We start from the raw sequence: 17,724 nt of genomic DNA on the forward strand, positions 1-17,724 counted from the left end.
ATCGTATTCAACTCCCCCGGCGGCAATGTCGGCAGCGCGCTTCGGTTGGGGCGTATGATCCGCGCGGCAGGGTTGGATACGCTTCAGCTTCGCCAATTGCAGTGCGCTTCAGCCTGCTCACTTGCCTTCTTGGGTGGCGTCCACCGTGGTGCCGAACCAGGTTCTATCGGCATTCATCGGGCTTGGTTGAAATCGGTTGACGGGATGTCCAGAGAAGAAGCAAAGGCCCGTTTCCAGCTCGGAACGGCCGCAATCACATCCTATGTAGTCGAGATGGGAGTGGACCCCGAGCTGATGGAATTGGCATCGAGCTATGACAAGCATGACATAAGATACCTATCGGCCAGCGAAATGGCAGAGTTGCGTGTGACCAATGTCGCAGCGAACCAATCGCCCGTAGATACATCGCAGGTGTCGACGAGGCCAGATCCTGCGCCTGCGCCCGTGCCCGCACCCGACGCAAGGCAACAGGCGGAGAGCGCTGCGGTCGCCTTCGTCAAGGATCTGATCGAGCATCATGGCGACAACGACGATTTCGCTCTTGCTCAAGTTCAGGCGTCCTACGCTCGCACGGTCGACTATTATGGCAAGTTGACGAACCTGAGTTCGATCATTCAGGACAAGAGGAACTATTACCAGCGATGGCCCGAACGGATATATAACGTCCGCAATGACAGCATTGTGGTCACCTGTGCAAACGATCGCTGCATGGTTTCTGGCGTCTATGACTGGGTTGTGCGCAGCCCCTCGACACACAAGCAGGAAAAAGGCGTAGCAGACTTTAGCTACACAATATCGATTGGTCCCTATCCCAAAATCATCGCCGAGACGAGTAAGGTCCGGAGTTGAGCAGCAGCGTTCTCCATCCCTGAGTCAGTGAACTTTCTTGCGAAAAAATCTGTTTGGCTATTTCGTATAGTGGCACACGCCCCTCCCGGTGGGGTACCACAGTTGATACAAAAATGAGTCCAATCCGGTGCCGCGCTGCCGCAACGCAACTGCATCTCGCATGTGGTGTCCAGCGACGATTGTTCAATTGACTGTGTGCCGTCAATTGATCCGGCCGTCGCCGCTGCGTTCGCCGTTCCGGCAGCGATCGCCGGATACCGCGCCGTGTTCGGGCTATCTCAGATCGGCGTGACCTCACTCCTCTGACGCGTTCCGAAGCCTTGGCAAAGGAGGACCGGTGCAGGTTCCAACGCCATCCGTCGACAGGCACACAACCGATGGCCGCGACCGTCCTGGCATCAGTGCCTACGCCTCGAACGCTCTCCCTGTGAACCACGCGGCCAGCTTTGCAAGCTCAGGCCCCAGCACGCGATCGTCGACGACAGGCGGCACGATGCCCCTGATGTCATCGACGAACGGCCGCAGCGCCGGCGGCGGCGCGCGTTCGGTGACGTGCAGCGCCTGCGAGGCCATCATCGCCAGCATCGCCATTGCCGCATCGACACAGCGGCCCGCTGTCGCCTCCTTGGTCCATGCGAAGAACGCCGTGGTGGCGACGTCGTCCTGTCCGGCACCGGCTGATTCCGTTCCCGGAATGAAGGTGCGTTGAGCGGCAAGCTTGGCCTGCTCGAGATAGCCGGTGATCGCCATCGGCACATAGCCGACACTGCCGTGGCCATCGCTGTCGGCCCAATGCCGCCCGGTCATCAGAAGATCAGGCAGCAGCGACACCTTGCCGTTCAAAAGCTTGGAGGCATGACGGTCACAGAGCAGGCAGATGTCGGCCCATATGGCCGCCAGATCATCCAGCGCCGGCGTCGCCATGGCGTTGTGATAGCCGCCGGTGCTGATGCAGCGGCCAAGCGGATGTGCGTCGTCCGGCGGGATGTAGACCGGATTGTCGGATATCGCGGCCAGCGAGACGGTAGCCGCCCGCTCGGCGGACGACAGCGCACGATGCGCCTGGCCGAGAACGCGCGGCACGATCCGATAGCTGACCGGCGCCTGATAATTGCGCCGCCCGTCTCCGGCGCCGACCAGAAATTCCCGCAACCCCTGGAGGGCCGCTGCTTCATGGTCGTCGCCCCAGAGCGTGTCGAGCGCAGCGTCGTAGTGCTCGAGCGGGGCGCGAAACGCTTCGATCGACAGTGCGAACACCTTGTGCGCCATCCGGATGCGGCGGCGAGCCGCGAGTGCTGCGTCGGCCACCAGCGCGGCGGCGCAGGGCGAGCCGTTGATCAGCGAGCCCCGCTCCTTGACCTCGAGGTCGAAGCGCGTTGTGAGTTCGGCAAACAGCGGATAGAGCGCCAGGATCTCGCCGGCACCGCCCTGGCCGGAGGCCGGTACCGTTGGCATCGGGCCACCGTCGAGCATCGCGGCAACGGCGAGCGCAATGCGTGGGGTGGTGGCTGCGTTGCCCTCGATGAAGTTGGTCAGCCGGGCAAGCGCGATCGCCCGGACCACCCGATCGGGCAAGGGATCGCCGAACGAGGTGGCGGCGGCGAACGCCTTGATGCGCGCATGGCGATCCCGCTCGTCAAGTTCGAGCTTGCGGCTCGCCAACTCCCCCATGGCGGTGGTTACGCCATAGATGACCGGCGGCGGATCGGATTCGATAAGCCTGAGGAACGAGGCTCGGCATTCGGCGATGCGCTGCAACGCCTTCTCGCCGATCGCCACCGTGTCGTTCTTCCAGGCGACACGAAAAACCGTGTCGAGGTTGATGTCTTCACGCGTCGACAGGGTGATTGGCATGCTTCTTACCGTCCAGGTGGGAGACCGCCGAGGGCGTCCGTCGACCGTCCCGATCGACATCATTGGTTTAGTAGAGCGGTTCCTCGAACAATATCTTGTCGCCGTCCACCAGCGCTTTGATCTGCGCGGTGCCGTCGCCGGCCAGCGCGAGGCGGATGCCGAACGGGCGCACCCGCATGTCGTTCTGGATCGCCGTCCCCTCGCCTTCCGGCAGATAGAAGCGCTCGATGCCGTAATCCGGGGCGATGGTCATGCCTTCGCTGCGAAGATCCCAGCCCTCGGCGACGTGGCCTGATATGTCGGCCTCGTCGGCAGCGGCCGGCGTCGGCGCCTTGCCGAACCAGGCAGTGGTCGGCTGCCAATAGCCGTCGGCACCCTTCTTCAAGCGGACGACGATCGGCGTATCGTCACTCGAAAATTTGTCGGCCGGGATGTTGGCGATCATTTTTATCGGTATCCGCGAAATCGGGTAGCCAAGGATAATGTAATCGCCGCGGAGAAGATCGCGCGGATCGACGGGTTCGATCTTCAGCAGCACTTCCTTGCCGTCGCGCAGGATCGCCGCCCGGCCGGCGATGATCCAGCTCAAAAATCCGATCTGGACGAGCGCCAGCACCAGCGCCGAGATGATCAGCCTCTTTCCGGTCATCATGCCGTGGCTCCCTTGGCGGCTGGGCCCTTCATGCGTTTTTCGATGCGGATGATGACGAGCGCGAGGATGCCGAGCAGCACCGCGGCGGCCAGGAAGAAGCCGGCCGTATCGAGCATCGATTGCAGCATCACCACATAGATAATGGCGATTTCAAAGGCGAAGCCGGCATAGGCAAGCCAGCGCAACCCGCGGCTTTCCCGCCCCGCCAGCACGATTGCAGCGACGATGCCGGCCAATGCAATCACCGAAGCGATGGCGAATCCGCTGTTGTAGGTGCTTGCCAGTTCGAACTGGACCATTGCCAGGCCGGTGAGGAAGCCGAGCAAAGCGTGCAGGGGCAAGCGGCCGCCGAGTTGCACGATGCTGTCGACCGGCTCCGGCGCAAAGACTGATGCCGTGAACAGTAGCGCCGAGACGATGACCAGGGGGATCGCCACCTGCAGTGTGGTGTGGTCCATGCCAAACAGGACGAGGTAGAACAGCAGCGACAGGATGATCAGGTGCCGCGCCGGCTGGCTGCGGGTCCAGAACGAGACGGCAAACAGCACGATCGCCATGACCACGAAGAGATGCGGAAAATCGCTGCGGCTGTAATAGTCGAAGCCTTTCAGGAACAGCCAGGCATCGGCGATGCCGACCGCAGCCACGGTCAACGGGTTCGACCGCAGCGCGACCGCCGCCAGTGCCGTGCCCGCGCCCCAGGTGACCAAGGCCGACGTCATGTCGCCGGGGAGATGATACATCTGGCCGATCAGCGCGATTGAACCGCCGAAGGCCGCCGCGGCCACGATCCACAATGCCTCGCCGATCGCCGCATGGTCGCGCGTCTTCARCASCGCGCCGCCGACATAGCCGCCAAGGATGATGGCAAAAAGTGCCGCGACCCGCGCCAGCCTTGGGATCGCATCCCAGTTGGCGGCGACGAAAATCAGGATGGCGGCGCCGAACAGCAAGGCGGCCATCATCGCCAGGATCGAGCCGAAGCTGAGCGATTTGCGCTCGTTTGCCTCGACATCGCGCGTCAGGGAATCGGCGGTCGCGGCGTCGATCAGGCCGGCCTGCCGCCAGCGCGCGATATCCGACCTCACTCGTGACGAATAGCCCGCCATGCCGCTTCTCCCCCAGCTTGGTCTTTTTTTCAACCGACCCGGTCAAACCGTTGACGCAACGGCATTTTCCGATTCGGGCTTCTTTGTGTCAGGTCCGTGAACGCGCGTTAATGCTGCATTGCACAATTTGCATTGCTGCCATGCAGCCATAGCACTTTTAAATCGATATAGGCCCGCCTATCTATGCTTCGTACACAAAGACGGAATGATCCGAAAGAAAGACGAAACGAGAAATACCATGAACCTGATCCGCAACTACCGCAACTGGCGCCGCTACAGGGACACCGTGTCCGAGCTGAGCCGCCTGAGCAACCGTGAACTGACCGACCTCGGCATCAGCCGCAGCGACATTCCTTACGTCGCTCGCAAGGCGGTCTAATTTCTTCGGACCGCAAATGGTCCGAACAAGTTTTGAAAAGAGAAAGACAATGAACCTGATCCGCAACTATCGTAACTGGCGCGTCTATCGCGAGACGGTTACCGAGCTGGGTCGCCTTTCGAACCGTCAGCTGCATGATCTCGGTATCGTCCGCGACGAAATCAAGATCGTAGCCCGCCGGGCGATCTAACCAGAATTTCGCCAGGGTCGACCTCCTCCCCGACCCTGACGGATCCGGTCAACCTTCACCTCCTCCCGAGGGTTGACCAACAAAACGGCGCCCGCCGCACCTCCTCCCGCGGCGGGCGTTGTTCCCCGGGGCAAAACGAATTTTGCCCCAGAGGTTTCGCCCCTTTCAAAAATGGCGAAAGAGATTTCGTCAAAGCCGACCTCCTCCCCGGCGATGACGAATACGGTCGGCCTTCACCTCCTCCCGAGGGTCGACCCCAAAAACGACACCCGCCGGACCTCCTCCCCCGGCGGGTGTTGTTGTTTTCAGGGGTTGGTTCCGCCGCAGCCGCTTGCCCTGCGCCACGCGCGGCAATTGCAATCACCGCTCCAAGCGATTATTCCGGCGCTCATGAGCAAAAATCCCATCCACATCATCGGCGGCGGCCTCGCCGGTTCTGAAGCCGCCTGGCAGGCAGCCGAGGCTGGCGTGCCCGTCATCCTGCACGAAATGCGGCCCCTTCGCGGCACCGATGCGCACAAGACCGATGGCCTGGCCGAGCTGGTCTGCTCCAATTCCTTCCGCTCCGACGACGCCGAAAACAACGCCGTCGGCCTGCTGCATGCCGAAATGCGGCTGGCCGGCTCGCTGATCATGAGCGCCGGCGACGCCAACCAGGTGCCGGCCGGCGGTGCGCTTGCCGTCGACCGTGATGGTTTCTCCGACGCCGTGACGAAAAAGCTCGAAGGCCATCCGCTGATCACCATCCAGCGCGAGGAAGTGCCGGGCTTGCCGCCGGCGGACTGGGACCAGGCGATCATCGCCACCGGGCCGCTGACCGCGCCTTCGCTTGCCCAGTCGATCGCCGAGGCGACCGGCGCCGACGCGCTGGCTTTCTTCGACGCCATCGCGCCGATCATCCACTTCGACACGATCGACATGGACATTTGCTGGTTCCAGTCGCGCTACGACAAGGTCGGGCCGGGCGGCACCGGCAAGGACTACATCAATTGCCCGATGGACAAGGAGCAATACCTCGCCTTCGTGCAGGCGCTCGTCGACGGCCAGAAGACCGAATTCAAGCAATGGGAAGGCACGCCCTATTTCGACGGCTGCCTTCCGATCGAAATCATGGCCGAACGCGGCGTCGAGACGCTGCGTTATGGGCCGATGAAGCCGATGGGGCTGACCAACGCGCACAATCCAACGGTCAAGGCCTATGCCGTCGTCCAGTTGCGGCAGGACAATGCGCTGGGCACGCTCTACAACATGGTCGGTTTTCAGACCAAGCTGAAGCATGCCGAGCAGGTGCGGGTGTTTCGCACCATACCGGGCCTGGAAAACGCCGATTTCGCCCGCCTAGGCGGCCTGCACCGCAACACCTACATCAACTCGCCGACCTTGCTCGACGCTTCGCTGCAGCTGAAGTCGCGCCCCGGCCTGCGCTTCGCCGGCCAGATCACCGGCTGCGAGGGCTATGTCGAAAGTGCCGCGATCGGCCTGCTCGCCGGACGCTTCGCCGCCGCCGAAAGGCTCGGCCAGGCACCGTCCCTGCCACCGCTCACCACGGCCTTCGGTGCCTTGCTCAACCACATCACCGGCGGCCACATCGTCTCCGAAGACGAACCGGGAAAACGCTCCTTCCAGCCGATGAACGTCAATTTCGGCCTGTTCCCGCCGATGGAAGCACCGAAGTCAGAAGGCAAGCGCCTGCGCGGCAAGGACAAGACCGTCGCCAAGCGGCAGGGGATAACCGCACGGGCGCGCGCCGATTGCCGGCAGTGGCTGGGGCTGGCATCCCAAGCGGAAGCAGCCGAGTAGCCCTGCTCCTCCCTTCAGTGCGGTCGCACATCCGCGACCGTTGGCCGTGGCAAGTTGAGCATCGTGGTTGCTGCCGCGAACACCGCGTCCGCGATGTGGGCATGGCCTTCCGCGGTCGGATGGAACGGACCGCCCAGGCAAACCTCAACCAGATCGAGCAACGCCCAATCCTGCGGCGGCGGTGGCGTGCCGCTCGCCTTGGACTGCACGAAAAGGCAGATATCGTTGATGGTGCGGAACCAGCGCTCGCGCGGCGCGTAGGCACGCGTGTCGCGAGACGCCTTGAAATCGGCATCGCGATAAGCAGAAAAAGGCTCGAATTCCGACCACTTGTCCGGTCGTGGCCCGTCCGCATGGTAGTAGGGCAACATCAGGCTCTCGGCGGCCGTGACGCCGCTCGACGAGCTCTTTTGCGCGCAGATCCCATGCTTGGCGAACGCGGCACGCTGGGCATCGACGAAATGCCAGTTTCCCGCGTGGGCGGCCTCGCGCGTCGCCGGGTAAAGCACATTGTTGGCGAAATCGCTGATGGGACGCAGCGTAGGCACGTCGATCGACAGCACCCCGCCGACATTGAAGCCTTCAAGCCTTTCACGCGGCGTGGCTTCGCCACAGAGCCTTCCGTCCAGGTTGAATTCGATCTTGGGAAACGCGGTCAGCACAATGTTGGGCATTCCACCGTTGCTGGCGATGGGCAGCGGCGCCAGCGCCTTTCGCAAGGCGGCAAAGCGCGCCGGCAATTCCTTTGCGCGGATTCGCGCCGTGGCGACATCATGCGCCTTGGCGATCCGGGCGACAGTTCGAATGACTGACGCGCCGAGGGCGTCGGCGCGCAAGCTGCTGTTGACGTTTGCGTATGGAGGCCTTGTCTTGGTCAGCGCTTCCACGATGAGCGGTGTGAAGCCGACATCGTTTCCACCGATGGACACGATCAGCATGTCGATCGTCCGCAGAAACCGCCCCGGTTTGCAGTCGAGGAGTTTGGCGCTGCGCAATGCGTGGCCTTGCTCGTCGGTGAGCGGCGTGTCGAAAGCCACTGTACGGGTTGCATGCGTGCGCAGCAGATCATCGCGGCACAGTTCGATCATCAGTCGATCGATCTGCGGCAAGTTGCGACGCAGTTTGCCGCCCGACGAAAAATAGGAATTGTTGACTGCCTCAACCCCGGCATAGGGAAAAAGCAGCCCTTCCGTCACTTCGGCCCCTGAGCAGGCAAAGCCGAGAAATGTCACTGCGCTGTGCTTGGGATCGGCAAGAGCGACCTGCAAGGCGGTGCGCAGATGATAGCTATAGGCCGAACGATGGCATTTGCGGTCGAGCCAGCCAGCCGGCGCATTCTGATAGCGGACCGGCAACGAATAGGCTGGCACCGATTTGATTGCTTGAGTGTCGGGGTCATAGACGAAGGAGATGTTGAGAAGTCTTCGTCTTGACAGCGGATCGATCTCGACCGGCGTATCGGGATTGCCTTCGCCCGACGAAAAACTGTCGCCGATACCGGCGATAAGTCGGTCGCGAACCCAGATGGCAGGTTRCGAAAGCACCGTGCCGTTCGGCAGGGTCACAGACACATCGACCCCGCGCGCTGCTTCCGGGATATCTGGTTCGAAGGGAATGCGCGCCTCAAAGAGCGCGGCGCAGGGCTGTTCCGCCGTCGCTGAAAGCCGGCCACGTCCGGCAATGAAAATCGGCCGCGCGGCTTGCCATCGGCAGATGCCGACCGGCGCGTCCGTCAAGCTGAAGACAACGGTGTGCCCTTGCGGGCGCACGTAGTCGGTACGAAGCGCGGTTCCGAAACTGTCGCTGGCGCAGGACGAATGCCACTGTTCTCGGGCGTCCCAGCAGGTGGAGCGGCGACRATTGACAGGGTTCGCCCAGCCGCGTTCGGGCCGGCCCGCGCCCTTGGGATTCGGATAGAGCGTGGCGTCCTGTTTGTACCACTCTCGCAGCCAACGCGGATCGTTGAGCAACCGTTCGAGATCGGAAACCGCCGTAGCCGTTAAGGCGCCGCCATGGGTTGCCATGACCTCGGCCATGGCTTCCCGCTGCATATCGAAATCGGTTGTTTCGGTGAAATACCGGAAAGGATGCTTGACCCGCCAGTCGATGGCTGGCGCAGCGTAAGTCAATGTTGTGGCGAGCAGAAAAAAGCAAGTGGATACAAGACGAAGCATGATCACCACCCCCAAAAGTACTAGGATGTCAAAAATAGTACCAAGCCATCATGCTGTCAAATTGCCACCAGGTCGTAGTTTACTTCACTATTCGGCCGGCGCAGCACTCGCCTCCGGTAAGCCCGGCTTGCCAGCTTCGCCCGGATTACGCCTGACATAGGCGGCTTTCAGGCTCTCCGAGGTCTCGCGTGAGCCGTCATGGCTCCAGCCCGGCGGCTTGATCAGGTAGTTCAGCCGATCGCTCAAGGTCAGACCCGGTGCAAAGGCATCTGTGAACATCCCGATCCATTCGTGGAACGCCACTTTCAGCGGATTGAAGGTGCCAAGGTTCTTGACGATGCCGTAGCGGGGCCGGTCCTCTTCCAGCTCTTCGACGAAGGTGCCGAACAGGCGGTCCCAGATAATCAGTGTGCCGGCATAATTGGCGTCGAGATAACGCGGATTGGTGGCGTGGTGGACACGGTGGTGCGACGGCGTGTTGAAGACCAACTCGAACCAGCCCCACATCTTGCCGATCGTCTCGGTGTGGATCCAGAACTGCCAGACCAGGTTGAAGCCAAAGGTGAAGGCAATAACTGCAGGATGGAAGCCAAGCAGCACCAGTGGCGCCTGCAGCACGAACATGAAGGTGAACAGGCTGGTCCAGCTTTGTCTCAGCGCCGTCGACAGATTGTAGTGCTGGCTGGAATGGTGGTTGACGTGCTCGGCCCACACCCAGCGCACCCTGTGCGCGATGCGGTGGTAGACATAGTAGCGCAGGTCATCGAGCAGGAAGGCGGCCAGGAACACCCAGACCGACAGGCCGAGATTGAAGACGCGGAACTGCCACAGCCACAGCAGCGCCCAATAGGACACCACGCCAAGCAGCAGCCCGGCGGCGACATTGCCGGTGCCCATCATCAGGCTGGTCAACGTGTCGCGCGTCTCGAACGAGCCCTTAGCGCGGCCGCTGCGCACCAGCCAGAGCTCGATCAGGATCGCGGCAACGAAGAACGGGATGGCCAGTTGGGTGACCTGCGGAAAGCTGTAGCTGTCCATCACGTCGCCTCCCCAGCGGAATTGGAATGTCGCGGCTCAAGCGCTTTCAGCAAGCCTTGCGCATCTGCTGCGCTGGCAAAGCGAAAGCGGCCGCCCTTCCAGGTGAAGTCGGCAAGCCGAAACGAGACCGTGTCTGCGTCGCCGGCAGTCAAAGCCGTGACGTCCCGAGATGTGACGATGCGGGTCAAAAAACAGTCGCCAACGCTGTGAACGATGCCGGTGCGCCCTCGCCCGAGATCGAGGAACGCCGTCCCGGCATCCGCCGTCAGGCGAACTGTCGCGGCCACCTCGTCGGGAAAATCCTCGGCGAAACGGCTCAGCGCCTTATCCGTGCCAGCAAGCGTGGCCGTCTTGCTGCCGCCGGTGAAATGTACGGCGGCGACCGACAGCGCAATGCCAAGGGCGACGATCGCGACCAGCAAAGGCAAGCTCATGGATGCAGCATCTCCTCCGGCCGGTCTGTCGTCTTTGGCAACAGTTTGGCCGGGTGACTCCTTAACATGATTGACGTTTACGTCAAAGTGCCGGCCAGCCCTTGCTCGCGCGACGCAGCAATAGCCAATGCCGGCGCAAAGCCGACAGTCGCGCCACGCCATCGAGCGGAGAGCCACTCTCCATTTTTCTGAGATAGGCACGCGACAGGGCCAGCGGCAGGAATGCCTGATGCAACGAGACCGGCAGAGCAGACGCGCCTTGCTCGAAGGCGGAAAGATGGTCGCGCGCCAGCGCCATCATCGCTGCCACCGCGCGTTTGGCGCCAGGGCCGCCATCGCCGGCAACAAACTCTTCCGGCGACGATCCCGCCGCGGCCAGGATATCGGCCGGGACAAAACATTGCCCACGTTTGCGGTGCAGCGGCAGCAGAAGCAGCAGGCCGGTCATCGCCTGCGCACAACCCGCCCTGCCCGCCAGTTCGGCAAACCGTGGCGCAGCGACGGGATCGAGCACCATCGCAGCAAGCTGGATGAGTGCGGCTGCCGTTTCGCCGCAATAGCCTTCCAGATCGGTGCGCGACGGCATCGGATCGTCGTAGAGGTCGAAAATGCGCGCTTCGAGCATGTTGTCGAAGGCCGGTTTCGGCAGGCGGAAAGCGGAAATCGTCGCCTTCAGCGCGTCGGCAACGGGGTGACCGATGCTTGCGCCATCATCTTCAGCGGCAATGACATCACGCCACCATTGCAACCGCACCTCGCCAGGCAGTGCTTCGTGGATGCGATCGCGAATGCCGGCGATCTCGGCATTGAAGGCGTAGAGCGAAAGCAGCGCATCGCGCTTGTCGGCCGGCGCGTAGAGTGCGGTGAGATAGCGGTCGTGGTCGGCGGCGCGCGCCGCATCCATGACGATTTTGGCATTCTGAGACATGTCAATCGACGGCGATGAGCGCGGCGGCCACGGCGCGGTCTTCCGCCAGCAGGACATTGTAGGTCCGCACCGCGGCACCGGTCGACATCGGATCGGACGCAATGCCTGCCGCCTTAAGCGCGGCCCGCAATGCTGCCGGCAATGGCCTCAGTTCCCTGCCCATGCCGACCAGCAGGATCTCGACCTTGTCGGCTTCGGCCAGCAGCCTGTCGAAATCCGCCGCCGTCAGCGCCAGGGGATCCGCCGGCTCCCAGCCATGGATGCCGGATGGCAGGCAGAGCAGCGAGCCGCGATGCGACATATCGGCGAAGCGGAACCCGCCATTGCCATAGGCCTCGATCGGCGCGCGGCCGGGGAAATGCGCCTCGCGGATGACGATGCCTTTGCCGGTCACCGTTCTGTCACCCCTTCGGGACCACGCGTCAGGTCGCGACCGCCTTGCTGCCGCCGACAGGCTTCTGCTCGTCGCTTTCAGCCTGCGGCCGCAGCTTGAACAGGATCAGCAGCGGTGCCGCGATGAAGATCGACGAATAGGTGCCGAACACGACGCCGAACAGCATGGCCATGGTGAACGACCGGATCACCTCGCCGCCGAACAGCACCAGCGCCAGCAGCGCCAGGATCGTCGTCACCGAGGTCAGCGTCGTTCTCGACAGCGTCTCGTTGATGGCGTTGTTCAGGAGTTGCGGCAGCGGCATTCGCTTGTATTTTCGCAGATCCTCTCGAACGCGGTCATAGACCACGATCGTATCGTTCAGCGAATAGCCGATGATGGTCAGGATCGCCGCCAGCGACGACTGGTTGAATTCAAGCCCGGTGATGACGAAGAAGCCGAGCGTCATGACCACATCGTGCACCGTCGCGACGATGGCGCCGACCGCGAACTGCCACTCGAAACGGAACCAGACATAGACCAGGATACCAACCAGCGCGACCAGCATGGCGATGGTGCCTTGCTTGGCCAACTCGCCGGAAACCGTTGGCCCCACCACTTCGACACGGCGGAAATCATACTGGTCCTGCAGTTCGCCGCGCACCTTGTCGATGACCGTCTGCTCGGCATTCTCGCCGCCATCCTGTGTCCCGACGCGTATCAGCACGTCGTTCGGCGCTCCGAACTGCTGCACCTGCACTTCGCCGATGTTGAGTTCCGTCAATCTGCCTCTGATATCGGCAAGATCGGCGTTGCCGGTTTTGGCCTGCACCTCGATCATCGAACCGCCCTTGAAGTCGATGCCGTAGTTGATGTCGACGGTCATGAACAGCACCACAGACAGCACCGACAGGATGCTCGACAGCGCAAACGTCCAGCGGCGAATGCCCATGAAGGGGATCTTGGTGCCGGGCGGAATGAAGGTCACCGGCGCCTTCGGCAACTCCTTCGGGCGCGCCCGGCGCAGCCAGATCGAGACCAGCAGGCGGGTGAAGGTGAAGGCGGTGAAGACGGTGGTCAGGATGCCGATGGCGTAGGTGATGGCAAAGCCCTTCACCGGCCCGGTGCCGAGATAGAACAGCACCACCGTGGCGATCAGCGAGGTGACGTTGGAATCGACGATGGTCGCCAGAGCCTTCGAGAAACCGGTGTCGATCGCCTGGATCACGGAGCGGCCGTTTCGCCGCTCCTCGCGGATACGTTCGTAGATCAGCACGTTGGAATCGACCGCCATGCCGATGGTCAGCACGATACCGGCGATACCCGGCAAGGTCAGAGTTGCGCCAAGCAGCGACAACAGCCCGACGATCATCGCCACGTGCACCGCCAACGCGATGTTGGCGAGGAAGCCGAGGAAGCCGTAGGCAACGAACATGAAGGCCACGACGAGGATCGAGCCGATGATGCCGGCGACCTTGCCAGCATGGATGGAATCCTGGCCGAGCCCTGGACCAACGGTCCGCTCTTCGATCACCGTCAGCGTCGCGGGCAACGCGCCGGCGCGCAGCAGCACGGCGAGATCGTTGGCGCTCTGGGCGGTGAAATTGCCCGAAATCTGGCCGGTGCCGCCGAGGATCGGCTCGCGGATCTGCGGCGCCGAAATCACCTGATTGTCGAGGATGATGGCAAACAGCTTGCCGACATTCTGTGCCGTGGCCTGGCCGAAGCGCGCCGCACCTTTCGAATCGAAGCGGAACGAAACCACCGGCTCGTTGTTCTGCGAATTGTATGTCGCCTGGGCATCGACGAGATTTTCGCCCGAAACGATGACGCGGTTTTCGATCAGGTAGGGAACCGGTGGATCGTCCTGCGAATACAGCACCGAAGAGCCGGCAGGCGGGCGGCCATTGAGCGCGTCCTGCACCGRCATCGACTGGTCGACCATCTGGAACGTCAGCTTGGCGGTCTGGCCGAGGATTTCCTTCAGCCTTTGCGGGTCCTGAAGGCCCGGCACCTGGACAAGGATACGGTCGTCGCCCTGCCGCTGCACAATCGGCTCGGTCGTGCCGAGTTCGTTGACGCGGCGTTCGACCACTTCGATCGACTGCGTCAAGGCGGTCGACGTGCGGTATTTGATGCCGGCATCGGTGACGTTGAACTTGAGCAGGCCGGGCTCGGAATCGTCGAGCGTCATTTCCTGGATGGAGCCGCCAGTGAACAGGCCGGCAGCGACGGGATCAGTCAGCGACTTCAACGCTTTCTTTGCGGCATCGAGCTGGGCGGGATCGGTGATGCGGACCTGCAAGGTCCGACCCGTGCCGGCAAGCCCGGTATAGCCGATCTTGGCGTCACGCAGCAGCGTCCGGATTTCGTCGCGCGTCGTCTCCAGCCGGTCCTTGATCAGGTCGTTCTGATTCATCTCCAGCAGGATGTGCGAGCCCCCCTGCAGATCGAGGCCGAGCGTCATCTGGCGCTTCGGCACCCAGCTGGGGAGTTGGGCCAGCGTGCTGGCGGAGAACAGATTGGGCGCGGCGAGGATCACTGTGATGGCCACGGCCACCCAGATCAGGATCATCTTGAAGCGCGAAAAATAAAGCATATGGCGTCGTCCGTCAGAGCGTATCCGCGGATCGCTCCGCCTGAAATTCGGTTATTTCTTGGCGTTCTGGTTCGCCACGGGCTCGCCCTTGACGCGCACATCGGCGATCGTCGAACGCAGCGCGGTCACCTTGGTGCCACCGCCGAGGTCGATCTCGAGTTCGTTTTCGTCGATCACCTTGGTCACCTTGCCGACGAAGCCGCCGCCAGTGACGACCGTGTCGCCGCGACGAACCGCGGCCAGCATCTCGCCACGCTTCTTCAGCTGCGTGCGCTGCGGCCGGATGATCAGAAAATACATGATCACGAAAATCAGGACAAACGGCAAAATGCTGATGAACATGTCGGGAGAAGCCCCAACGCCTTGGGCGTATGCCGGTGTCACGAACATCGAGGTACTCCTGAATTTTGAAAACAGCCGCCACCCGTCCTTGTGGAGTTTGGCGGCCCCTTGAAATTTGGCCGGAATATAGTCGGTAAAGTTGCCAATGCAACTGCGTGGCCGGCCAAATCGGCTGCTTTTCCGGCCTGTTGAGCCGTGTTAGAGCATGATCGCGAACAGCACGAGCCGATTTTCGGAAAAGATCACGCTCGAACAAAAGGTTGCAACCGGTTTCGAACCCGACGGAATCGGCACGCTCCCCACTTCAAAACGCGAAAAACAAAAGACCGACATGACCGACAGCAGCATTGACGCCCTCAACAAGAAGCTCGACAGCCTGATCGAGGCGGTTAGCCGCCTCGCCCCGCCGCCGGTGCCTGAAACGGACATCGGCGGGGCCGACTGCTTCGTCTGGCAGGCCGATCCCGGCTATCTGGAGCCGGTGCGCAAGGTCAACCGCGTCGACATCGGCCTGATCCGTGGCGTCGACCGCGTCCGCGATATCCTTGTCGACAACACCGAACGCTTCGCTGCCGGCTACGCAGCCAACAACGTGTTGTTGTGGGGCGCGCGCGGCATGGGCAAATCGTCGCTGGTCAAAGCCGTGCATGCGGAGATCAACGCCAGGGCCAAGTCCGACCTGCCGCTGAAGCTGATCGAAATCCACCGCGAGGACATCGACACGCTGCCGAAGCTGATGGGACTGCTGAAGTCAGCCCCCTTCCGCTTCATCCTGTTTTGTGACGACCTCTCCTTCGACCACGACGACACCTCCTACAAGTCGCTGAAGGCAGCGCTCGAAGGCGGCGTCGAGGGCCGCCCGGCCAACGTCATCTTCTACGCCACCTCGAACCGCCGTCATCTCTTGCCGCGCGACATGATCGACAACGAGCGCTCGACCGCCATCAACCCGTCCGAAGCGGTCGAGGAGAAGGTCTCGCTCTCAGACCGGTTCGGCCTATGGCTCGGCTTCCACAAATGTTCGCAAGACGAATATCTCGACATGATCGACGGCTATGTCCGCCATCACGATCTTTCCGTCGACCCCGAGACGTTGCGCGCCGAAGCGCTGGAATGGGCGACGACGCGTGGCAGCCGCTCGGGCCGTGTCGCCTGGCAGTTCACCCAGGACCTGGCTGGACGGCTCGGCAAGCCGCTCAAGGATTAGGGTCGGAGAAAAGCCACTGAAAAAGCCCGCTCCTTGCGGGGCGGGCTGAGCCGGCGGGCCGGACTGGAGGTCAGACGGCCCGCAAAAATCGCTTTCTTGTTCTATTCGAGACAGCCCGACTATTCGAGATAGCCAGAGGGGTCGACCGGGGCGGAGTTCTTGCGCACTTCGAAGTGCAGCTTGGGCGAGTCCGTCGTGCCGCTCATGCCCGACAGCGCGATTTCCTGGCCGCGCTTGACCTTCTGGCCGCGCTGCACCTCGATCGAGCTGGCATGGCCGTAGACGGTGACCAGGCCGTTCTCGTGGCGCACCAGCACCGTGTTGCCGAATTCCTTGAGGCCATCGCCGGCATAGATGACGACGCCGTTCTCGGCCGCCTTGACCGGCGTTCCCGTCGGCACGGCGATGTCGACACCGTCCTTGCCCGAGCCGAAACCGGAGATCACGCGGCCGCGCACCGGCCAGCGCATCTTGCCGATGCCGGTTGCATCCGGTGCAACCGCGTCGTCGTCCTCGGCCTGCTGGATGACCCTGGAATCTTTCTTCGGCGGCGTGTAGGACGCCAGCGTTTCCGACGGCGTCGTCTTTGCCGCGGGCTGCGTGGTCGCCGTTGTCACCGGATCGATCTTCGCCGGCCTGGCGCTGGCGACGGTCGCGGTTCCGCCGGCCGGCACCTTCAACGTCTGGCCGATCTTGAGCAAGCCGTCCTTCATACCGTTGGCCTGCTTCAGCGCAACGGTGCCGACACCGGTCTTCCTGGCAATCGAAGAAAGCGTGTCGCCCGACTGGACCGTGTAGGTGCCGGCAGCGCCGGTCGGCTTGGCCGCGGCCATCTGCGGCTTGGGCTCCTTGGGCTGGCTTGCGGCGGCCGAAGTATCGACCTGAGCGGCGGACTTGCCCTCCTTAAGCTTGGGCTGCTGCGGCAGGACGGCGACCTTGTCCGGCGCGGTGGCCGGCAGGTCGTGCTTGCCGTTTTTCGCCGGCTTGGCGTCGGCGACTTTCGCTTCCGATTTGCTGGAATAGGCATAGGCCGGGATGACCAGCTTCTGGCCGGTCTTCAGCCCCTTGGTCGGGCTCAACCCGTTGACCTTCATGATCACGTCGGCCGGCACCTTGTAGTGCTGCGCCAGGCCGGAAATCGTTTCGCCATCCCTGACGACGATCTCGGTTGCATGCGGCGAGCCGGCCGCCGCCACGCGTGGCGCGTCGGGCTGCGCAACCTTGAACGGCGATGCCGCCGGAGCGACGGTGCCGGTCGTGGTCCGGTCGACATGCGGCGCCGGGGCCAATGCGGTGCGTACCGGCTTTGCGGCAGGCGCGAGTGCCGGAGCCGGCTGTGCCTGCGCAACGGGCGGAGGCAGCGGCCGCGTCGAGACCGGTTCGAGACTGGAGCGGCTGACCGACTGCGTATGGCTGCCATCGACCGGAGCGGCCGCGACATCGCCCGGATAGGCCTGCACGGCGTCCTGCTTGTTGATGATGGCGCGCTGATTGTTGGTCGACGAGGTAAAGACATCATCGACGCTGTTGAAGCGCGAGGCCTGAGAGCTGCATCCTGCCGCAGCGCCTGCGACCATGAGTACGGCACAACCACGCATCAGGTTGCGTCCGCTTGTCTTCAAAACACTGAGTTGCATCGCACTAACCCGCACATACCCGGTACAAACTAGGCATGATTAAAGCGCGTTAATGTTACTCGTCGGTTAACCCCATAGAATCCGATGCGAATTTTCTTAAAATATTTGAGATCGCTTGCGGAGTGCCGAAGCTATGCTCAGGCCGGGCTGTTAAGTCGA

Annotated in this window: 16 protein-coding genes; 5 read left to right on the plus strand and 11 right to left on the minus strand. The window is 62.5% G+C overall.

The genetic code is table 11. The features are described 5' to 3' along the window. Window positions 1-849 (plus strand): COG3904 family protein (locus tag AC1D0I_RS26700; RefSeq protein WP_477398861.1); only part of this gene is annotated, 849 nt, incomplete at its 5' end. A gap of 405 nt (window positions 850-1,254) precedes the next feature. Here AC1D0I_RS26700 and AC1D0I_RS26705 read toward each other — a convergent pair. From AC1D0I_RS26705 to AC1D0I_RS26715, 3 genes are all read right to left on the minus strand, one after another. After that, window positions 1,255-2,703: an aromatic amino acid lyase gene (locus AC1D0I_RS26705; protein WP_477398863.1), complete on the minus strand. Its 1,449-nt coding sequence runs from the start codon at window positions 2,701-2,703 to the stop codon at window positions 1,255-1,257. 67 nt (window positions 2,704-2,770) lie between these two features. Further along, window positions 2,771-3,355, minus strand: coding sequence for a GDYXXLXY domain-containing protein (locus AC1D0I_RS26710; protein WP_477398865.1), 585 nt, complete (start codon window positions 3,353-3,355; stop codon window positions 2,771-2,773). Beyond that, entirely contained in the window at window positions 3,352-4,464 is a 1,113-nt protein-coding gene (locus AC1D0I_RS26715) for a DUF2157 domain-containing protein (protein WP_477398866.1), read from the minus strand. Before AC1D0I_RS26715 ends, AC1D0I_RS26710 begins: the two co-directional genes overlap by 4 nt. A gap of 238 nt (window positions 4,465-4,702) precedes the next feature. Between AC1D0I_RS26715 and AC1D0I_RS26720 the strand changes: the two genes are divergently transcribed. From AC1D0I_RS26720 to trmFO, 3 genes are all read left to right on the plus strand, one after another. After that, complete coding sequence (locus tag AC1D0I_RS26720; RefSeq protein ID WP_013531315.1) at window positions 4,703-4,843, plus strand: DUF1127 domain-containing protein; 141 nt, start codon at window positions 4,703-4,705, stop codon at window positions 4,841-4,843. A gap of 49 nt (window positions 4,844-4,892) precedes the next feature. Then, the gene (locus AC1D0I_RS26725) at window positions 4,893-5,033 is read left to right on the plus strand and encodes a DUF1127 domain-containing protein (protein ID WP_013895120.1); all 141 of its coding nucleotides are present in this window, start codon (window positions 4,893-4,895) and stop codon (window positions 5,031-5,033) included. A 390-nt stretch (window positions 5,034-5,423) separates the two neighbouring features. Beyond that, complete coding sequence (gene trmFO, locus AC1D0I_RS26730; RefSeq protein WP_477398868.1) at window positions 5,424-6,833, plus strand: methylenetetrahydrofolate--tRNA-(uracil(54)-C(5))-methyltransferase (FADH(2)-oxidizing) TrmFO; 1,410 nt, start codon at window positions 5,424-5,426, stop codon at window positions 6,831-6,833. A 14-nt stretch (window positions 6,834-6,847) separates the two neighbouring features. On the opposite strand, the gene AC1D0I_RS26735 is transcribed toward trmFO, so the two are convergent. From AC1D0I_RS26735 to yajC, 7 genes are all read right to left on the minus strand, one after another. Further along, entirely contained in the window at window positions 6,848-9,007 is a 2,160-nt protein-coding gene (locus AC1D0I_RS26735; RefSeq protein ID WP_477398870.1) for an SGNH/GDSL hydrolase family protein, read from the minus strand. A gap of 87 nt (window positions 9,008-9,094) precedes the next feature. Next, on the minus strand, window positions 9,095-10,045 hold the full coding sequence (locus tag AC1D0I_RS26740) for a sterol desaturase family protein (protein WP_477398872.1): 951 nt from the start codon (window positions 10,043-10,045) through the stop codon (window positions 9,095-9,097). Then, entirely contained in the window at window positions 10,045-10,479 is a 435-nt protein-coding gene (locus AC1D0I_RS26745) for a hypothetical protein (RefSeq protein WP_477398874.1), read from the minus strand. Before AC1D0I_RS26745 ends, AC1D0I_RS26740 begins: the two co-directional genes overlap by 1 nt. A gap of 82 nt (window positions 10,480-10,561) precedes the next feature. After that, complete coding sequence (locus AC1D0I_RS26750; protein ID WP_477398876.1) at window positions 10,562-11,407, minus strand: phytoene/squalene synthase family protein; 846 nt, start codon at window positions 11,405-11,407, stop codon at window positions 10,562-10,564. 1 nt (window position 11,408) lies between these two features. Beyond that, complete coding sequence (locus tag AC1D0I_RS26755) at window positions 11,409-11,801, minus strand: Mth938-like domain-containing protein (protein WP_477227409.1); 393 nt, start codon at window positions 11,799-11,801, stop codon at window positions 11,409-11,411. A gap of 28 nt (window positions 11,802-11,829) precedes the next feature. After that, on the minus strand, window positions 11,830-14,379 hold the full coding sequence (gene secDF / locus AC1D0I_RS26760) for a protein translocase subunit SecDF (RefSeq protein WP_477398878.1): 2,550 nt from the start codon (window positions 14,377-14,379) through the stop codon (window positions 11,830-11,832). A 51-nt stretch (window positions 14,380-14,430) separates the two neighbouring features. Next, window positions 14,431-14,769, minus strand: coding sequence for a preprotein translocase subunit YajC (gene yajC, locus AC1D0I_RS26765; protein ID WP_477227411.1), 339 nt, complete (start codon window positions 14,767-14,769; stop codon window positions 14,431-14,433). Between the two features lie 283 nt (window positions 14,770-15,052). On the opposite strand from yajC, the gene AC1D0I_RS26770 reads away from it, so the two are divergent. Further along, complete coding sequence (locus AC1D0I_RS26770) at window positions 15,053-15,928, plus strand: ATP-binding protein (protein ID WP_477398880.1); 876 nt, start codon at window positions 15,053-15,055, stop codon at window positions 15,926-15,928. A 119-nt stretch (window positions 15,929-16,047) separates the two neighbouring features. Here the strand turns inward: AC1D0I_RS26770 and AC1D0I_RS26775 are convergent, their stop codons facing one another. Continuing rightward, on the minus strand, window positions 16,048-17,565 hold the full coding sequence (locus AC1D0I_RS26775) for a peptidoglycan DD-metalloendopeptidase family protein (protein WP_477398882.1): 1,518 nt from the start codon (window positions 17,563-17,565) through the stop codon (window positions 16,048-16,050). Window positions 17,566-17,724 lie beyond the last annotated feature (159 nt).

The sequence above is a fragment of the Mesorhizobium sp. P2_D1 genome, assembly GCF_056404455.1.

Excerpts from the sequence above, each read along its gene's own strand:
- AC1D0I_RS26705 (WP_477398863.1), bottom strand. The coding sequence starts at position 2,703 with ATGCCAATCACCCTGTCGACGCGTGAAGACATCAACCTCGACACGGTT.
- AC1D0I_RS26710 (WP_477398865.1), bottom strand. The coding sequence starts at position 3,355 with ATGATGACCGGAAAGAGGCTGATCATCTCGGCGCTGGTGCTGGCGCTC.
- AC1D0I_RS26720 (WP_013531315.1), top strand. The coding sequence starts at position 4,703 with ATGAACCTGATCCGCAACTACCGCAACTGGCGCCGCTACAGGGACACC.
- AC1D0I_RS26725 (WP_013895120.1), top strand. The coding sequence starts at position 4,893 with ATGAACCTGATCCGCAACTATCGTAACTGGCGCGTCTATCGCGAGACG.
- trmFO (WP_477398868.1), top strand. The coding sequence starts at position 5,424 with ATGAGCAAAAATCCCATCCACATCATCGGCGGCGGCCTCGCCGGTTCT.
- AC1D0I_RS26740 (WP_477398872.1), bottom strand. The coding sequence starts at position 10,045 with ATGGACAGCTACAGCTTTCCGCAGGTCACCCAACTGGCCATCCCGTTC.
- AC1D0I_RS26745 (WP_477398874.1), bottom strand. The coding sequence starts at position 10,479 with ATGAGCTTGCCTTTGCTGGTCGCGATCGTCGCCCTTGGCATTGCGCTG.
- AC1D0I_RS26750 (WP_477398876.1), bottom strand. The coding sequence starts at position 11,407 with ATGTCTCAGAATGCCAAAATCGTCATGGATGCGGCGCGCGCCGCCGAC.
- yajC (WP_477227411.1), bottom strand. The coding sequence starts at position 14,769 with ATGTTCGTGACACCGGCATACGCCCAAGGCGTTGGGGCTTCTCCCGAC.
- AC1D0I_RS26770 (WP_477398880.1), top strand. The coding sequence starts at position 15,053 with ATGACCGACAGCAGCATTGACGCCCTCAACAAGAAGCTCGACAGCCTG.
- AC1D0I_RS26775 (WP_477398882.1), bottom strand. The coding sequence starts at position 17,565 with ATGCAACTCAGTGTTTTGAAGACAAGCGGACGCAACCTGATGCGTGGT.